At 37.8% G+C, this 17058-nt stretch carries 18 protein-coding genes; 11 read left to right on the top strand and 7 right to left on the bottom strand.

Annotation, left to right across the window (positions count from 1 at the left end):
* Positions 1-72 precede the first annotated feature (72 nt).
* Positions 73-1080, top strand: coding sequence for a ferrochelatase (gene hemH, locus FW754_RS00880; protein ID WP_446323604.1), 1008 nt, complete (start codon positions 73-75; stop codon positions 1078-1080).
* Between the two features lie 46 nt (positions 1081-1126).
* A complete protein-coding gene (locus FW754_RS00885; protein WP_409509938.1) occupies positions 1127-1771 on the top strand; it encodes an MBL fold metallo-hydrolase in 645 nt (214 codons plus the stop codon).
* Positions 1772-2368: 597 nt separating this feature from the next.
* Here the strand turns inward: FW754_RS00885 and FW754_RS00890 are convergent.
* On the bottom strand, positions 2369-2542 hold the full coding sequence (locus FW754_RS00890; RefSeq protein ID WP_409509939.1) for a DNA gyrase inhibitor YacG: 174 nt from the start codon (positions 2540-2542) through the stop codon (positions 2369-2371).
* A gap of 81 nt (positions 2543-2623) precedes the next feature.
* On the opposite strand from FW754_RS00890, the gene FW754_RS00895 reads away from it, so the two are divergent.
* From FW754_RS00895 to FW754_RS00905, 3 genes are read left to right on the top strand one after another with little or no spacing between them, the layout of a single operon-like run.
* A complete protein-coding gene (locus FW754_RS00895) occupies positions 2624-3283 on the top strand; it encodes an SAM-dependent methyltransferase (RefSeq protein WP_419345889.1) in 660 nt (219 codons plus the stop codon).
* Positions 3273-4502, top strand: a complete 1230-nt coding sequence (locus FW754_RS00900; RefSeq protein ID WP_409509940.1) for a TIGR03862 family flavoprotein — start codon at positions 3273-3275, stop codon at positions 4500-4502. Before FW754_RS00895 ends, FW754_RS00900 begins: the two co-directional genes overlap by 11 nt.
* 60 nt (positions 4503-4562) lie before the next feature.
* Entirely contained in the window at positions 4563-4973 is a 411-nt protein-coding gene (locus FW754_RS00905; RefSeq protein ID WP_446323605.1) for a GFA family protein, read from the top strand.
* Between the two features lie 88 nt (positions 4974-5061).
* Here FW754_RS00905 and FW754_RS00910 read toward each other — a convergent pair whose 3' ends face one another.
* Complete coding sequence (locus FW754_RS00910) at positions 5062-5394, bottom strand: HopJ type III effector protein (protein ID WP_409509942.1); 333 nt, start codon at positions 5392-5394, stop codon at positions 5062-5064.
* Between the two features lie 216 nt (positions 5395-5610).
* Here FW754_RS00910 and crcB point away from each other — a divergent pair, with 216 nt between their 5' ends.
* Positions 5611-5991 (top strand): fluoride efflux transporter CrcB, encoded by a 381-nt coding sequence (gene crcB, locus FW754_RS00915; protein WP_419345839.1) that lies wholly within the window; start codon positions 5611-5613, stop codon positions 5989-5991.
* Between the two features lie 135 nt (positions 5992-6126).
* Here the strand turns inward: crcB and FW754_RS00920 are convergent, their stop codons facing one another.
* Together FW754_RS00920 and FW754_RS00925 are read right to left on the bottom strand one after the other, a co-directional pair.
* Positions 6127-6375, bottom strand: a complete 249-nt coding sequence (locus tag FW754_RS00920) for a type B 50S ribosomal protein L31 (protein WP_409509944.1) — start codon at positions 6373-6375, stop codon at positions 6127-6129.
* Positions 6376-6703: 328 nt separating this feature from the next.
* Positions 6704-8008 (bottom strand): ABC1 kinase family protein, encoded by a 1305-nt coding sequence (locus FW754_RS00925; protein ID WP_409509945.1) that lies wholly within the window; start codon positions 8006-8008, stop codon positions 6704-6706.
* Between the two features lie 194 nt (positions 8009-8202).
* Here FW754_RS00925 and FW754_RS00930 point away from each other — a divergent pair, with 194 nt between their 5' ends.
* Complete coding sequence (locus tag FW754_RS00930) at positions 8203-8415, top strand: DUF1737 domain-containing protein (RefSeq protein ID WP_409509946.1); 213 nt, start codon at positions 8203-8205, stop codon at positions 8413-8415.
* A gap of 89 nt (positions 8416-8504) precedes the next feature.
* On the opposite strand, the gene FW754_RS00935 is transcribed toward FW754_RS00930, so the two are convergent.
* Positions 8505-9806 (bottom strand): MATE family efflux transporter, encoded by a 1302-nt coding sequence (locus FW754_RS00935; RefSeq protein WP_446323695.1) that lies wholly within the window; start codon positions 9804-9806, stop codon positions 8505-8507.
* A 100-nt stretch (positions 9807-9906) separates the two neighbouring features.
* Positions 9907-10380, bottom strand: a complete 474-nt coding sequence (locus FW754_RS00940) for a DMT family transporter (RefSeq protein WP_409509947.1) — start codon at positions 10378-10380, stop codon at positions 9907-9909.
* Between the two features lie 119 nt (positions 10381-10499).
* On the opposite strand from FW754_RS00940, the gene hemW reads away from it, so the two are divergent.
* From hemW to FW754_RS00955, 3 genes are read left to right on the top strand one after another with little or no spacing between them, the layout of a single operon-like run.
* Positions 10500-11654 carry a radical SAM family heme chaperone HemW gene (gene hemW / locus FW754_RS00945; protein WP_419345845.1) on the top strand — a complete coding sequence of 385 codons (1155 nt, stop codon included), beginning with the start codon at positions 10500-10502 and terminating at the stop codon, positions 11652-11654.
* Positions 11655-11678: 24 nt separating this feature from the next.
* The gene (locus FW754_RS00950; RefSeq protein ID WP_446323606.1) at positions 11679-12026 is read left to right on the top strand and encodes a TSUP family transporter; all 348 of its coding nucleotides are present in this window, start codon (positions 11679-11681) and stop codon (positions 12024-12026) included.
* Positions 12004-12402, top strand: a complete 399-nt coding sequence (locus FW754_RS00955; protein ID WP_446323607.1) for a TSUP family transporter — start codon at positions 12004-12006, stop codon at positions 12400-12402. Before FW754_RS00950 ends, FW754_RS00955 begins: the two co-directional genes overlap by 23 nt.
* Before the next feature lie 80 nt (positions 12403-12482).
* Here FW754_RS00955 and FW754_RS00960 read toward each other — a convergent pair whose 3' ends face one another.
* A complete protein-coding gene (locus FW754_RS00960) occupies positions 12483-14306 on the bottom strand; it encodes an acyl-CoA dehydrogenase C-terminal domain-containing protein (RefSeq protein ID WP_409509950.1) in 1824 nt (607 codons plus the stop codon).
* Between the two features lie 240 nt (positions 14307-14546).
* Here FW754_RS00960 and FW754_RS00965 point away from each other — a divergent pair, with 240 nt between their 5' ends.
* Positions 14547-16991 (top strand): hypothetical protein, encoded by a 2445-nt coding sequence (locus FW754_RS00965; protein WP_446323608.1) that lies wholly within the window; start codon positions 14547-14549, stop codon positions 16989-16991.
* Positions 16992-17058: the final 67 nt, after the last annotated feature.

The raw sequence follows: 17058 nt of genomic DNA on the forward strand, positions 1-17058 counted from the left end.
TGATAAAGTACGTGTCCCGTAGAGCATCAGGTACTATATTAGATGTCTAAAAGTGTGTTGGAATTTAAGAGAATGTCTGTAAAGCCTAAAATTTTGGTGATGATTGCAAATTTGGGAACACCAGATGAACCAACCACTTCTGGTGTTCGCCGATTCCTTGAAGAGTTTCTGTCAGATGGTCGAGTAATTGAGATTCCTAAATTTTTGTGGAAGATCATTCTGTACAGTTTTGTTTTACCTTTTCGTCCTAAAAAAGTGGCGCAAGCATATGCGCAGATTTGGACTGAAGATTCTCCAATGCGCTTAATTTTAAATCAACAGGTTCAAGCGCTTCAACAGCAAATTATTTCTGTATATCCTGAATTTGAAATAAATATTGTTCCTGCAATGACGTATGGTACGCCAGGGATTTCAACCATTTTGGCGAATGCGACACAAGCTCAATATGATCATGTCATCTTATTGCCCTTATTTCCGCAATATTCTGCAACATCGACAGCACCGTTATATGATGCGATAGCGGATTGGGTGAAGACTCAGCGTAATTTACCGGGTCTAAGTCTGATTCGTGATTATTATCAACATCCTTTATATATTGAAGCATTGGCTGCAAGTGTGCGAGATTATCAGTCCGAACATGGTCAAGCTGATAAATTGTTGATGTCATTTCATGGTATTCCACAACCTTATGCTGATAAAGGCGATCCTTATGCTGAGCGCTGTCGTATCACTGCAAAAAAAGTTGCACAGGTACTCGGTTTAAATGAAACGCAATGGGCTATTAGCTTTCAATCGCGTTTTGGGAAACAAGAATGGGTTAAGCCTTATACAGATCGAATACTGCAAGAGTGGGCTGAGCAAGGTGTGGCTTCTGTGCAAGTCTTGAGTCCTGCATTTTCAGCAGATTGCTTGGAAACACTTGAAGAGCTTGCTTTACAAAATGCTGAACTTTTTATGCATGCGGGCGGAAAGCACTATGCGTATATTCCGGCACTGAATGATCGAGCAGATCATATTCAATTATTGAGTACATTGGTTCAAGCACAGCTTGATGCATTGAAACAGACACTCATTTCATAAAATTTTTATTTCAAGATTTTCTATTTCAAGGTGGCAGGAGAAATGTATGCTGCAAGTTAAAATTGTACCTGTCACGGCATTTCAACAAAATTGTTCGATTATTTGGGATTCAGAAACTAAAGAAGCTGTTTTGATTGATGCGGGCGGTGATGCTGAAAAACTTCAAGCTGAAGTTGAAGCATTGGGCTTAACAGTGAAAGCGCTATGGTTGACACATGGTCATTTAGATCATGCTGGAGCTGTGGGTGCATTGGTTAAAATATGGAATGTTCCTGTGATTGGGCCACATAAAGAAGATCAATTTTGGTTGGATATGATTCAAGAAGTCTCCGCTCGTTATGGCTTCCCCATTCCAGAACCTGTCATTGTCAATCAGTGGCTAGAGGGTGGTGAAGTCTTAAAACTTGGGCAAGAAGAATTTGAAGTTCGTTTTGCACCAGGTCATACACCAGGTCATGTAGTTTTTTACAATAAAAATTATGGTGTTCTATGGACAGGTGATGTGTTGTTTAAAGGTTCTATTGGTCGTACTGATTTTCCACGAGGTAATCATGCTCAACTGATTGAATCAATACATCGTGAATGTTTTAGTTTACCTGATGAAACACAGTTTATTTCAGGGCATGGGCCAATGAGTACGATTGGTTTTGAAAAACAACATAACCCTTTTGTTGCAGGAAAAGCGGGTTAAAATTAAAAAGCCCTTAATCTTTTTAGATCAGGGGCGATATTATATTTTTTATTATTTTTTTTGTTTTTACAAAGCTAAAAGTATTTTGTCAATTTAATGAAAAGTTTTTTGTCCTTAGGCAACATTAAAAATGTTTACGTATATTTTTATATATTGTTACTTTCTATTTTATATCTATCGCTTATCTTGTACATCTGATTGTATCTTTTTTAGTGACTAAATGGATTATGTAACGATTGTTTTGCTTCAAGAACAATTAATATGGAAGCAACGATAAATAGAATAGCAACGCTAAGTAACAATAGATCAAGGCTATACAGACCTAACGTTACAAAAAAAATAGAAAGTAGCATGAAAGTGGAAAGTAAAATTTTTAAACTTATATGCATGATAATACTCCTAAAGTCATTTTAAGCAGTTTTTGAATTAGATTTAATACAGCTTAAAATGAGTTATAAATTATAATGATGACGAAAATATGAACTTTTTCAAAAAAGTTTAAAGCTACTTTTTAATGTAACTGTAAAATATACTACATTAAGAATGTGATTGAATTGTTGTTTTTTGTATATTTGTTTAATTTAAATCACTAAAAATCTAATTGTCTTCTGCTTGCGGGGCATCTTCAGTTGGAAGTTTATATTCGTCACTTGCCCAAGCACCCAAATCAATCATCTTGCAACGCTCTGAGCAAAAAGGGCGAAATTCATTACCTTCCCAAGTAGATGGTTCACCACAACGTGGGCAAGGAAATGTACGTGGAACAGACATGAAATACTCCAAAAATAAGTGAAAAAATAGGAAAGCGAGTCAGGAATTGTTAGACTTACATTTGATTTCTCTTAGTTTGATCTGATTATGCCGATTCGTCAATTTCAAGCACAGCGTATGCATGCGCCTCGTGATTTTATTTCTATTGAAAATCAGCCGATTTGTGTGGAGATTGGTGCAGGAAAAGGTAAGCATGCCTTACTGTTTACAGAGCAAAATCCTGAACAGCAATTGATTGCAATTGAGCGAACACGTGAAAAATTTGTAGCGATGCAAAAACAACATCAACTTGAAGGTCAAAAAAATTTAATACCTATGCATGCGGATGCTGTGCCATGGGTTGTTCATGCACTTTTTCCTGCACAAGTCGAACAGTTTTTTATTCTTTATCCAAACCCTGAGCCACATAATCCCGCTCAGCGTTGGTTGAATATGCCATTTTTTGAGTTTTTGGTTTCACGTTTACGGGTGAATGGCACGGTGACATTGGCGAGTAATATTCCTGAATATATTGCCGAGGCAGAAAAGCAACTCATTGATGTTTGGAAATTACCTTATGTCAAAGAGGTCATTCCTGCGACATCGGCAAGAACTCATTTTGAAATTAAATATTTAGAACGTGGTGAGCTGTGTCAGCAATTGATTATTTCAAAACCTGAAAGTTACACCACGCGTTTTGATGATTTCATGCCTATACAAGGTCAAAATGCACAAGCTTCTGAGCCAGCAGATGCAAATTAAAAAAGTTGCCATTATTGGTGCAGGGCCTGCTGGATTGATGACTGCAGAAGTATTGAGTCAGCTTAAGAGTACTCAACTAGAGATTCATGTTTTTGAACAAAAGCCTTCTGCTGCACGTAAATTTTTGATGGCAGGCAAAACTGGTTTGAATATTTCTCATGCAGAACCTGTTACACAGTTTATTCAACGTTATGACCACGTGGAATGGTTAAAGCCTTGGGTTGAACAATGGGATGCAAAATGGATTCAAGCGTGGATGCAAGGTCTAGGTATTGAATCATATACAGGCAGTTCAGGACGAATTTTTCCCATTGAAATGAAAGCTGCACCGCTGCTTCGAGCTTGGTTAAAACGCTTGATGGAACAAGGCGTAAAATTCCATTATAGGCATCAAATTATGAATTTGGCTGACAATCAACTCACTATTTTAGATCAAAAAAATCAGCAACAATTTGAGCAGAAATTTGATGCGATAGTTTTAGCATGTGGGGCTGTGTCTTGGTCACGCTTGGGTAGTGATGGTGCTTGGCAAAAATGGTTAAATGCTGATGCCATTGAAAATTTTCAACCAAGTAATGCTGGCGTAGAGCGCAAGTGGTCAAGCTATATGCAGCCTGTATTTGGGCAACCTTTAAAGCGTGTAGATGCATGGCTTGACCATCAACAGAAAACCCAAGGTGATATTGTCATCTCACATTATGGGCTTGAAAGTGGGCTGATTTATAAACAAGGTCGAGCATTGCGCACTTTGCAAAAAGTAGGGCAGCCGATGATACTTCATTTGGACTTGTTGCCCGATCAAAGTATTGAACAGCTTACGCAAAAATTACAATCTTCAAAGAAACAGTCGATGAGTAATGTTTGGCGTAAGGCTGGTTTAGATAGTGCAAAAGCCAATTTAGTCCGAGAGTTAGTCGATAAATCCATTTGGCAACAGCCTGAAAAATTAGCGTTTCAAATTAAAAATTTAGCTATTACTTTAGATGGTTTTCGCCCAATTGAAGAGGCGATTAGTTGTGCAGGTGGTGTACGTGAAAATGCACTGAATCAACATTTACAGCTGAAATTGAATCCTTATGTTTTCTGTTGTGGTGAAATGCTTGATTGGGATGCACCGACAGGCGGTTATTTGTTGACGGCATGTTTTGCGACAGGTCGTGCAGCAGGTGAGGGTGTGGTGCAATATTTACAATTGGATCAATCATCATCTATATCGTAATGGAGCGTAGAATATTTTTTAGTATCCTAAAAAGCGTTCGCAATTGATGAAGGAATAAAAATGTCCGAAGAAAAAATCTATACAGGCAGTTGTTTATGCGGTGCGATTCGCTATGAAATTCATGGTGAAATTGGCGAAGTAATTCAATGCCATTGCAAGCGTTGTCGCAAAGCCAATGGCACGGCATTTGCTACCAATGCTCCGATTAAAAAAGCAGATTTTAAAATTGTTCAAGGTGAACATTTATTGAAAAAATTTGCATCAACACCAACTACAGCACGTTGTTTTTGTAGTGAATGTGCTTCGCCCATCATCAGTATTAAAGCAGAGACACCCGATACTTATCGTTTAAGAATTGGAACATTGGATACACCATTAGAACACAAGCCTGTTATGCATATTTTCACAGCCTATAAGGCAGAGTGGGATACTATTTCTGATGGTTTGCCTCAGTACGATGAGCGTCCTTAAGTGGCTGTATCAAGTTATAAATTTTATTAATTCCTCCCCTTGCGCAGTCATACTGCTCACCTTTAACAAAGGGAGGAGCAGCATGAGATTATTTTACAACTAAAGCCGTGCCTTCAAACTTGATACCATTCCAACTATTTTGTATAAATTGACGAATGTTTTGGTGATCGGTTGCTTCAGGTGTCGCCAATACAGACGCATAATGTTCTGCAAATAGGCTTAAAGTTTGTGTTTGATCAAGTCCATTAAGTTGAGCAAATGAAAATACTTTTGCGCTACCTTGGTTTTCAGTGGCTGCATTATGTTGCTGACCATTTTGAAATGCGGTTGGTGTATGTGTATAACGAGCTTCAATAAAAGCAATGACATCGGAAAATTTAGCTTCGCCCGATTGAAGTTGATTCAGTAATTCCTGTGACATGTGCATACTCCAGTGAATGATCTATGATGAGAGAAGATGAATTGAATCATCATCCTTTATTTTTCACTCAGAATCATAGCTGAATGTGGTGATGAACTATAGATTCAATTGTACAAAATCATAATGATGGAATTGAAGAAAGCATTTGGAAATTGATCACTTGTGGATAAATTAAGACTTATCCGCTGAACTGAAATTGATGAAGTGGAGAATATAATGAATTGGTTATTGGTCGCTTGTGGTGGAGCAATAGGTGCTTGCTTACGCTATGGTGCAGGGCTACTCATTGTGCGACCAATGAGTTTATTTCCTTGGGCAACATGGTCTATTAATGTGTTGGGCTGTTTTCTTGCAGGCGTCTTCTTTGCCTTAAGTCAACGCTACCCTATACTGCAAAATGAGACTCGACTTTTTGTCATGGTTGGTATTTTTGGTGGATTCACTACATTTTCAAGTTTTGGTTTGGAAACTTTTCAGTTAATCAGACAAGGGCAAATGAACATAGCTGTCATGTATAGTCTGTCGAGTATGATCGTGGGTGTGCTGTGTTTGGCGATGGGTTTTTATTTATTTCAAATATTTTTAAAGTCCGCTTAGCGCTTTTATAAAATCAATATTTAATAATAAAAAGAAGCCTGAATCTGGGGAGATATTCAGGCTTTAAAGTCAAACTATATTTTTAATGAATGCTTCATTTCACTCATCGTATTCTGTCTTTACATCGAATAATACTTAGCGTTTAAAACGTGCAAAACGTTTATTGAAGTTTGCAATACGACCATCATTATTCACTTGGCGTTGTTCACCTGTATAAAATGGATGTGAAGCACTCGAAATATCTAAGCTGACGTAAGGATATGATTTTCCTTCATACTCACGAGTGTTATTGCTGTTGAGTGTGCTGCCAATGATAAAATAAGCATTAGCATTGGTGTCATGGAATAAAACTTCACGGTATTCGGGATGGATATTTGTACGCATTTCTTATCTCTTATTGGGTTGATTTTGTAATGTTATAATATAACAATATATGTGTCAAGAGATGTTACTTAGCTGGTTTCTGAGTGATTGTATTCAAAAGAAAAATAAATAATTTTGAAGAGTGTTGCATCAAAATAAACATAAAAAAAGAAGTCTAGCAGGAGGATATATTTGCATAGACTTCTAAGAGGTGTTAAGTAAAAGTCGAATGAGATAACGACTTTCTATGTAGATAATTTAGTCTCGCTAACTTAAAAAAATATTAAAATAAGGTTTTGTTGTACAAACATTTTGTAAAAGGTCTGTAAATATATCTATTTAAATATGCTTAATTAAGTTGTTCGGATGGAACTAAACTTTCAAATACATCGTTTAAATCATCATTGACTTTAAGATGAATAAGATTCCAATATTGTCCTGATATGGTTCGGTTGACCATCAATGTATCTGGTGATGGTTTGAAAACATCCCAATATTTGAAGGATTTCTTGACGAGCTTCATCCCATCATGGTGAGCTGAATTTTCTGCAAAATCATAAGGTGTGGTCAGTGGACGCAATAAAACTTCTAACCATTGCTGATATAAATCTTCAGGAAATTTATTTTTTTCAGCGAGCGCATCAAGTGCAGTTAATTCATCTTCAATACGTGGAATATCTTGTTTGCGTGCAGCATTAACCAATGATTTAAAGTGAGTAATAATGTCAGTCGATAAGGTTTTTACGCCACCAAAATCGTAAATAATTACACTGCCATTTTCACGAAAAGCAAAGTTACCTGGGTGTGGGTCACAGTGGAATCGCTTTAAGAAAAACATTTGTTGACCCAATGCCTGAATCAAACGACGACCAATATCATTACGAATTGTTAAGTCCCACGTACTGGCCGTTTCAATACTTTCACCTTGTTCAAAACTTAAGGTTAAAACACGCCGTGTTGAATGTTCAGGAAAGACTTTGGGAATAATAATTTTACTGTCTAAACTCTGGTGAAAGGTACGAAAAACCTCAAGATTTTGTGCTTCAATTTCGTAGTTGAGTTCTTCATGTAAACTGTGTTGAATTTCTTGAAATAGGCGATCTTGGAGTTTTTTATCGACCTTTAAAACACCCATTAAGCGTAAGGCTAAACGAACCTGTTTAAGATCACTTTCACAGGCAGTATCGACACCAGGATACTGTACTTTTACTACGACAGGTGTGCCATTGGGTAAAATCGCTTTATGGACTTGACCAATCGAGGCTGCGGCAAAAGGTTGCTCTTCAAAATGGGTAAATGCTTTATTGATCGGCTGTCTGAGCTCACTTTCAACTTGTTGTTTTATTTCAGCAAAGGGCATGGCTGGTGCTTGGCGTTGTAGTTTAGCAATCGCGCTTGCAACTTCAGGTGGGAAAATATCTTTATATTGTGAGGCAATCTGCCCAACTTTCATTGCCGCGCCTTTCATCTCGCCTAAGGTATCGGCAATTTGTAGACCAATATCTTGAAAAAGCTGACTACGAGCTTCATTTTTTTTGTCTTCATCGGCATTAAAATTACGAATGGAGTTGGAAACAGTTTTTGTCGCAATACTTGCAGTCATACTCGCAAGCTTCATAAAGCGGCGGCCTGGTGTACTTGCATTTTTTGACATGCTGATGCGCCCTTCGACAAGAAGAATATAATGATTGTTTTGATCATAGGTGACATTTACATGACTGCCTACTTCAAATTGTTAAGATATTGTTTCGCATTGGCTATTTTTCAATATTTTGATTGTATTTAGTCGAAAGATGTAGCATGCAGAAAAGCGTAGAATAAGCAGATATTGTGTCTGAGGAAAATCAAATGACAAAAGTGTACCGATATTTAACAGGTAAAGATGATGTGAATTTCTGTGCCAAAGTGACCAAAGCTTTAAATGAAGGCTATGAACTCTATGGTTCTCCCACCATGACGTTTAATGGGGTAGATGTGATTGTAGGTCAAGTGATTGTGAAAGATGTTGAAAGTGAATCGGACATTCCATCAGGTTTAAAAGTAGCAATAGGTCAGTTGTAAAGTATTTCAAAATTACCTCCCTCTAATTTTTTAAAAGGAGGCGGAGTAATTTTGAGCTTATCTATTCTTGAATGCTAAATGCTTTATTTTTAATTTGATGCTTGTATTAAGCGTTGATTGTTCATACGTAGGCGTGTGAGTAGTAAAACACAAGCGATACTTAAACCAACAATCAACCCAATCCAAACACCCGCTGCACCCATTTCAGTATAACGTGCCAAGTAGATTCCGACAGGGAAGGCGATAATCCAATAGGCAAGCATGGTAATCCACATTGGACCTTTGGTGTCTTGCATGCCACGTAAACAGCCTGCTGCACTGACTTGCCATGCATCCATGAGTTGATAAGCAATCGCAAAGATAATTAAATAAATTGCGATTTGTGTTACTTCAGAATTAGAGGTGTAAACTGCGACAATGTCAGCACGTAGTAGCCACATCAGAAGCATGGTAATAAATGCAAAACCCGTTGCAGTAAGTAAGCCGAGTCTTTGTACTTTACGCATAGCCACCCAATTTTTTTCACCATAATAAGTTCCGACTCGAATAGTCAATGCAAGTGCCAAAGACATTGGAATCATAAACAATTGAGAGGTGACGGAAATGGCGATTTGGTGGGCGGCGATGGTGACTTCACCCAGTGTGCTTAGTACAATTGCCCCTGTGCTAAAAATGCTCACTTCAAAGAAAATAGCTAAACCAATCGGTAAGCCTAATTTCAAAATACGCTTAATTAGCACGGGATTCATTTTTTCCCAATGCGTCAACGGTTGAGTTTTTTGATAGCGTTTTGCTTTAAATACATAGATCGCTAAAATAATAAGCATCAGCCATTGTAAAATTGCCGTTGCAAAACCACAGCCTGCACTGCCCAAATGCGGAATGGGACCCAAACCATACATAAAAATAAAGTTTAGCGGAATAAGTGCCACTAAAGCCCCTAAGCTCAGGGCGGTTACAGGCCGTGGAAAACCTAAGGCTTCAGAGTAGTTACGTAGAGCTGAATACATGGTGACTGCGGGCATGCCGAATGCAATCGCATGTAAAAACAGACTTGCTTTAGGAAGTAAAGAATCAGGGACACCAAATAACGGGAGTAGTAAGGGTGTGGCTTGTAAAATCAGCATTGCAATAATGCCGAGAATCAAGGCAATCCAAAGTGACTGACGGACAATTGAAGGGATTTTTTCAGGGGTTCGTGCGCCGTTGGCTTCAGCCACTAAAGGTGTGGTTGCAATCATAATGCCACTAAATAACAACATGACAGGAATCCATAACCCAACCCCGACTGCGATAGCTGCAAGGTCTTCGGCGGACATATGTCCTGCCATAATGGTATCAATTAGTCCAAAACCTGCATAGGCAAATTGAGTGACTAAAATAGGGAGCATTAGATGAAATAGTTGCTTTAATTCAAAGCGGGTAGTTGTGGCTTTGGTCGATGCAGACACAGAAAATACTCGTTTTAAATGTGCTTAGAAAATAAATGGGTTAGCGTTGTAGAGTGAGAAGCACACCAATAAAAATCACCACGCCACCTAAAAAACGTTGCCAATTGATCGGGGTTTTCTCTGAACCTAGAAGCCCAAAGTGATCGATCAACATCGACATTAAAATTTGACCAAAAATAATTAAGCCAGAAAGTGTTAAAAATCCAAGTTTTGGAGCAGTGTAAATGCTAATACTAATTGCATATACACCCAAACAGCCACCGAGCCATAAGTACCAAGGGATCATGTTTAATTCATGCAAACTCGGTTTAGATACGGCTTGCAAGGTCGTTTGAATGATCACTAAAACGGCGAGCACTATTGTACCAATTAAAAATGATAAAAGGGCGGCTTGCAGTGGAGAATGTAAATATTCACGTAATTGTGTATTGATTGCTGTCTGAAAGGTCATGGCAATCCCAATCCCCATGGCTAAGGGTAAAAGGAAAAATAATTGGCTCGCAATTTTCATCATTTTATACCTTTGCTTTTTATCATTTTGCTTTCAGTCTAAAGCAAAATAGAAAGTTGAGCGAATGTGAATGTAGAACTCATGTTAAAATTGTGCATTATCTCTTTGTTTTGAGCTGTCCTTTGGCTGATTTAAATCCTGCACTGATTCCACTTTCTTTATATATTCACATGCCATGGTGTGTGCGGAAATGTCCGTATTGTGATTTTAATTCACATGCCGTGCCTGACGGAAAGTTATCACTGGATTTAGAACAAGAATATTTACAGGCATTGGTCGAAGACTTTAAAACGCAAATTGACTTTGCCCAAGGGCGAGAAATTCATAGTGTATTTATTGGTGGGGGAACACCATCATTAATTTCTGCTAAAGGTTATCAATGGCTTTTTGCTAAACTCAAGGCATTATTATCTTTTGAGCAAGATTGCGAAATCACCTTAGAAGCTAATCCTGGGACAGTAGAGCATGATCCATTTGCAGGTTATTTAGAAGCAGGCATTAACCGTTTATCGATTGGTGTACAAAGTTTTAACACCGACCATTTGCAAAAACTTGGTCGTATTCATAGTAATAATGATGCGATTTTTGCCATTAAAAATGCAAAAGAAGCTGGCTTTAAGCGAGTCAATGTTGACTTGATGCATGGCTTACCTGAGCAGACTTTAGAGCAGGCATTGCTTGATTTAAAACTGGCTGTAGAAAGTGGAGCAACGCATATTTCGTGGTATCAATTGACCATTGAACCGAATACAGTATTTTTCCGAACACAACCAATTTTACCTGTCGATGAAGTGTTGGAAGACATTCAAGAACTGGGTGAAACTTATTTAAAAGCCAATGGTTTTATCAATTATGAAGTGTCAGCTTGGCGTAAGGAAAAACCGTCAGCACATAATCTTAATTATTGGCAATTTGGTGATTATTTGGCGATTGGTGCAGGTGCACATGGAAAAGTGACACAAGTTGATGGTGTATATCGTTTTCAAAAAACGCGTTTACCAAAAGATTATTTAGCTAAAGTACCTGCGGAAAATCTGCAATTTAAACGCCTTGAACATGATGACATGCCGTTTGAGTTTATGATGAATGCTTTACGTTTAAACAATGGCGTAGACGCTTCACTGTATGCTGAGCGTACAGGTACGGATTTGTCAGAAATTGCTGAGTTAGTGGCATCATTGCAACAACGTAAATTGATGGTAAATGATCCAAATCGTATTGCATGTACCGAGAAAGGACATGTGTTCCTAAATTCAGTATTGGAAGAGTTTCTTTAATATAGTTGGACAAAAAATCAGATCATGATTTATGTGGTGTTGGCACTGATTGGTGTACTTTCAGGCATGATTAGCGGTATTGTCGGAACTGGCTCATCTATTATTTTATTACCCATACTTGCTTATATTTTCGGGGCTAAATTGGCAGTACCAATCATGGCAATTGCTGCGATTATGGGAAATATTTCACGTGTGATGTTATGGCGACATGAACTAAATATAAAAGCTTTTTTGCTGTTTACGAGTGTCGGTATTCCTGCTGCTGTATTGGGCGCAAATACACTGTGGGGTTATGCCTGCGAAAGTGTCCAATATATGTATAGGATTGTTTTTTATATTATTGATTCCATTGCGACATTTTGCAAAACGTAAAGGTTTAAAATTAAATAATTTTCATTTAGTTCTTGCTGGTGCATTACTCGGTTATTTGACGGGTTTGGTATTTTCTACAGGTCCATTGTTGTTGCCAGTTTTTAGTGGTTTTGGTTTAACCAAGGGAGCATTACTGGCAACAGAGGCAGCATCTTCTTTTGCATTGTATGCTTCAAAAAGTATAGCCTTTGGTACGTTAGGCGTTTTAAAATCAGAAGTGATTCTTGCGGGTTTTCTTGTGGGTTTATCTTTAATGTTCGGAAATTATTTTGGGAAGTTATTTGTTTTGAATATTTCCGAACGGGTGTTTAATTTATTACTTGATGGAATGTTACTTTTTGCGGGTCTTTCTATGTTGTGGGCTGCCATTTCATAATGTGATTAAATTAAATGCTCATCTATTAAATTTAAAAAGACCGCCTAGGCGGTCTTTTGCTTTTTCTAAAAACTTACAACTTAGTAGTCAAAGCTAAAGTGTTCAGCATCAAGAGACATCATTGTTTTAGATGGATTCACCATAGATTCAGCATGACCTTGTGAACGTGGAAGCAATTGTTCAAAATAGAAATCAGCAAGTTTGATTTTTGCTTTATAGAATTCAGGAACTTCAGCACCCTCACCCGATGCCAATTTTTCTGAAGCAACAGCAGCTTGTTGTGCCCAATAGTATGCCATCATCGCATAACCAGAGAACATCAAAAAATCGACAGAAGCAGAAGATACGATGTCACGGTCCTTACGTGCTGCAAGCATGATACGTACAGTTAAAGCATTCCACTGTGCACAGATTTTAGTTAAATCCCATGCAAAACGGCGCATGTATTTATTACGTGCATGAACACCACAGAATTTCAAAATTTCAGCAGTGTATTCACGAACTACCTTACCTTTAGAAGAAAGTAAAACTTTACGACCAATCAAGTCTAATGCTTGAATACCTGTCGTTCCTTCATAGAGTGTTGAGATACGTGCATCACGGGCAATTTGTTCCATGCCATGCTCTTTGATATAACCGTGACCACCTAGCACTTGCATACCTAAGTTTGCAGACTCTAAACCCATTTCAGTCAAGAAGCCTTTCAAAATTGGGGTATAGAAACCAAGTTTGTCATCATATTCATCATATTTCGCTTGATCGCCTTGAAGGAGGGCATCGGTCATTTTATCCGCTAGCTGTGCAGCGTGATAAATCATTGAACGACCACCTTCAGCAAATGCTTTTTGCGTCAACAACATACGGCGGACATCAGCATGGTGAATGATGGCATCTGCAACACGCTCAGGATCTTTTTTACCAGAAAGGGCACGCATAGACATACGGTCTTTTGCGTATGGTAATGCACCTTGGAAAGACAATTCAGCATGTGCCAAACCTTGAACAGCCGTACCGATACGTGCGGTATTCATAAAGGTAAACATTGCATGTAGACCTTTGTTGATTTCACCGATGAGGTAACCAGTTGCAGCATCAAAGTTAAGCACAGCAGTAGCTGAAGCACGAATCCCCATTTTATGTTCAATTGAACCGCAAGTTACAGGATTACGTTCACCTACACCGCCATCTGCAGTTGGAATGAATTTAGGTACGATGAATAATGAAATACCTTTTGTGCCTGCAGGTGCATCTGGAAGACGGGCAAGAACAATGTGAACAATATTGTCTGTTAAATCATGTTCACCTGCAGAGATGAAAATTTTCGTTCCTGTAATAGCATAAGTACCATCTGTATTTGGCTCTGCTTTAGTTTTCACTTGTCCTAAGTCGGTACCGCACTGAGGTTCAGTCAAACACATTGTACCTGACCAAGTACCCGCAGTGAGATGAGGCATATACGTTGCTTTTTGCTCATCTGTACCAAACTGCATGATGGTGTTCATACAGCCCATACTTAAACCTGGATACATAGTGAAAGACCAGTTTGCAGTCCCCATCATTTCAGATTTAACGAGGTTTAAAGACATCGGTAAGCCTTGACCACCAAATTCTTCAGGATAAGACAAACCTTGCCATCCGCCTTGAACAAATTGATCGTAAGCTTCCTTAAAACCTTTTGGTGTAGTCACTTCACCATCTTTAAAATGACAGCCTTCTTCATCACCTGATTGGTTGAGTGGTGAAAGTACATTTTCACAAAAGTCTGCTGCACCATCAATAATCATGTTAATGGTGTCTGCATCGGCATTTTCACCGTTAGACAGTGTTTTGTAATGTGATGCGTAGTCAAATACTTCATTCATTAAGAAGCGGATATCTCGTACGGGCGCTTTATATGCTGGCATGTGTCGTAATCCTGAATACAAATATAGTTATGGGCTTTTAAGCAATGGATTTATTATTCAATTTAAATGAGTTGAATGCATTGATAACTGTAACTAAAAAAAATGTCAGAAAAGCGAATTAGATACAAAATGTAGAGTGTGTTTTTTAACTTTTTTGATAAAATTAAAATGATTTTTATTGTGGATCTAAATTTATTTTTAGATTTTAATTATAAAGAAACAAGATATTTGAAGAATATTATGCGCCTAAAAAAATTAAGTTTATGTTTGTTTGCACTCAGTTTAACTGCTTGTTCATCTCACGTCATTAAATCCAATAATGCAACAACCAATGCTCTTGATCAGCGGGCAAGCGATGGTCTTAATGCCATGTTTGACTATCCAAGTTATGATTATAATGGCACGTTTAAATTTGCGGTTGATAATGCAAGCGTAAGCAAAGAAAATATTTCAAATCAATCTAGATTTGCCGATCCTGAGCTTGAAAAACAGGTACAAGCAGTACTCAAAGCACAGCGTATCAATTTAAGTTCGGTACAATTGCAACAGCTTTATCAAGCTATTGCAGCAGAAGAATTAGGCGAATCATCTTCGGCATCGTCTTCACGTTCTAAAAAAATTGAAGGTTTTGTCATGAAATTGCTGAGTGAAATGCAATTTAGCTATGATGGTTCGGTACATTATAAGCAAAAAATGGCATCGATGAATTTGACGGTTAGGTATGAAAAACCAACCTTATTGGTACAAGCCAAAGTACCCATGGTCGTCGACTTTAATGCATATAAGTTTTACACCAATTATTTTGCATTGATGCCTTTTATGGTCAATAAAGACAGTCAGAATTCACTCGCTTATATTGATTTTTCAAAATATAAAAAAGATCTTGAAAAGCTCGATGTAAAAGCATTGGTTTCCTATTTAAAAGAATCATCGGCTTTACCTTATTTATTGGCAGATGCTCAAAATATCGAAACAGTTTCATTAAATGCACAAGATAAGGCTCAAGGTGCAGTCGATAAAATTCGTTTGAAAATTTCACTTGAGGAATGGCTCTTACAAGCACGTTTATATGAGCAAATAAATAAACCCTATTTTCAAGCTAAAATGTCGAGTGTATTTCCTAATAACGACGTTACAGCAGATGCAGCCTCTAGTGATGTAATTGCCGAATATGCAGATGCTTCTTCAGATGACGCAGATTCATTGTCAACCTATGGGATGAGTGCACAAGAAGCTGAGGCATACCGTGCAAGTCAAAACCTCTATAAATTAGTCAATGCACAGTTTAATTCTGATGATGATCGTACAGCAGATGATGAAGAGGCAGATTGTGAAACGGCAGGTGAATGCGCTGTTGCAGCAAGTAGTGCTGCTGTCGATGCTGCTGCAATGTGTACGAGTGAGTGTAATGAAGCAATAAATGCTGCTTCGACAGATACAGAAGAAGCTGATTCTTCCGATGATGAAGGTACTTTAAGTGCTGAGCAATGTCAGGCAATGACTGTACAGAAAAAACGCCCTGCCATTGGAGATATTCAATCGTGTATGGAAGAGCATGAGATTGATCTACTTGTTCATAATACAGTGAACAAACCACAAAGCGTAACTTCTGAAGATGCACCATCATTTATAAACACGGTTTTTTCGACTGAAAAAACAGAACTTGATCAACGCTTTGAATCTTATGCATCTAAAGAGTTTAAAGATGCTAAAGCCTTTAAAGTGTTGTGGAATCAGCATCAAGCTGATGTGAAAAAAGAGTTAGCACGTCAGGGCAGTCATAACCCTGTGCTGATGGATGTTGCATTAGACAAGCAGGGTCGTGCAGTTCGTATTGATTATGATATTCAGTTTAAAACCAAGGCATCAGGGATACTCAAGTTTAAAACAGATATGAATATTCTTAATTATGGCAATGCTACAACTATTAATCGTACTGAATTAAATCAGGCAAAATCAATTGAAGAAGTTGGTAAAGGTTCACCACTTGAAAATATGGTGAACGGTTTCAGTAAATCTTTGGGTGTAGATACAACTCAAGCCTCAGGTGCTGTAACCCCATTGTCTTTAAAACAACAACTGAATGATCTTGCAATTCAAGTCTATGATTCAACAAAATCTTATAGCAAAACTTATCAGGCTGTATTTATTGTAAAAATGAGTGCGGAACAACCTAATGTTGTTAAATTATTTAGCCCAAGCGAGCTAAATGAGATTGGCAGTGTTTATGCCTATGCCTATGCGGATGAATCGATTTACAATCCACAAGGCAAAGTCAAAGAAGAACTTGATCGTTTGGTGAAAAAGCATCATTTAGAGCTGAATGATCAATATAATGATCGCGTAGGTGAGTCGGTGTATAGTGTTGTTGTCGATGCTATTGAAGGGCAGAAAGATCGCCAAGCGTGGAAAACTTTTGTTCAAAAGCATAAAACAGCGAAAAGCGCATTTACTGAATATTATGTTTCTGAATTTCTATCTGATTTTGAAGAAGGAGATTTAGATGCTGAGCAAAAAGCAAGTCTGCATAAAACTGCAAAAATTCTTGCTCAAGCTTATGAAGATACACGTAAAAATCAATTAACAGCGAAAACCATTCACAACTTAAAAGAAGATGATGTTGGGTTTATTGACTATGATTTATATCGTAAAACCTTTGAAAAGGTGGGTGCTTCATTTAAGTAAAGCAAAATAGAAGTATTGAATAAAAAAGCGCCTTAAATGAGGTGCTTTTTTATTCATTGGAATTTAA

The sequence above is a fragment of the Acinetobacter sp. 1207_04 genome, from assembly GCF_052850415.1.

What these genes read in the sequence shown, in the direction of transcription:
- FW754_RS00920 (WP_409509944.1), bottom strand. Translation starts at nt 6,375, where the DNA reads ATGCGTACAAATATCCATCCCGAATACCGTGAAGTTTTATTCCATGAC.
- FW754_RS00885 (WP_409509938.1), top strand. Translation starts at nt 1,127, where the DNA reads ATGCTGCAAGTTAAAATTGTACCTGTCACGGCATTTCAACAAAATTGT.
- FW754_RS00935 (WP_446323695.1), bottom strand. Translation starts at nt 9,806, where the DNA reads ATGCTCCCTATTTTAGTCACTCAATTTGCCTATGCAGGTTTTGGACTA.
- crcB (WP_419345839.1), top strand. Translation starts at nt 5,611, where the DNA reads ATGAATTGGTTATTGGTCGCTTGTGGTGGAGCAATAGGTGCTTGCTTA.
- hemH (WP_446323604.1), top strand. Translation starts at nt 73, where the DNA reads ATGTCTGTAAAGCCTAAAATTTTGGTGATGATTGCAAATTTGGGAACA.
- FW754_RS00960 (WP_409509950.1), bottom strand. Translation starts at nt 14,306, where the DNA reads ATGCCAGCATATAAAGCGCCCGTACGAGATATCCGCTTCTTAATGAAT.
- FW754_RS00925 (WP_409509945.1), bottom strand. Translation starts at nt 8,008, where the DNA reads ATGTCAAAAAATGCAAGTACACCAGGCCGCCGCTTTATGAAGCTTGCG.
- FW754_RS00940 (WP_409509947.1), bottom strand. Translation starts at nt 10,380, where the DNA reads ATGATGAAAATTGCGAGCCAATTATTTTTCCTTTTACCCTTAGCCATG.
- FW754_RS00950 (WP_446323606.1), top strand. Translation starts at nt 11,679, where the DNA reads ATGATTTATGTGGTGTTGGCACTGATTGGTGTACTTTCAGGCATGATT.
- FW754_RS00900 (WP_409509940.1), top strand. Translation starts at nt 3,273, where the DNA reads ATGCAAATTAAAAAAGTTGCCATTATTGGTGCAGGGCCTGCTGGATTG.
- FW754_RS00890 (WP_409509939.1), bottom strand. Translation starts at nt 2,542, where the DNA reads ATGTCTGTTCCACGTACATTTCCTTGCCCACGTTGTGGTGAACCATCT.
- FW754_RS00965 (WP_446323608.1), top strand. Translation starts at nt 14,547, where the DNA reads ATGCGCCTAAAAAAATTAAGTTTATGTTTGTTTGCACTCAGTTTAACT.
- FW754_RS00910 (WP_409509942.1), bottom strand. Translation starts at nt 5,394, where the DNA reads ATGTCACAGGAATTACTGAATCAACTTCAATCGGGCGAAGCTAAATTT.
- FW754_RS00930 (WP_409509946.1), top strand. Translation starts at nt 8,203, where the DNA reads ATGACAAAAGTGTACCGATATTTAACAGGTAAAGATGATGTGAATTTC.
- FW754_RS00905 (WP_446323605.1), top strand. Translation starts at nt 4,563, where the DNA reads ATGTCCGAAGAAAAAATCTATACAGGCAGTTGTTTATGCGGTGCGATT.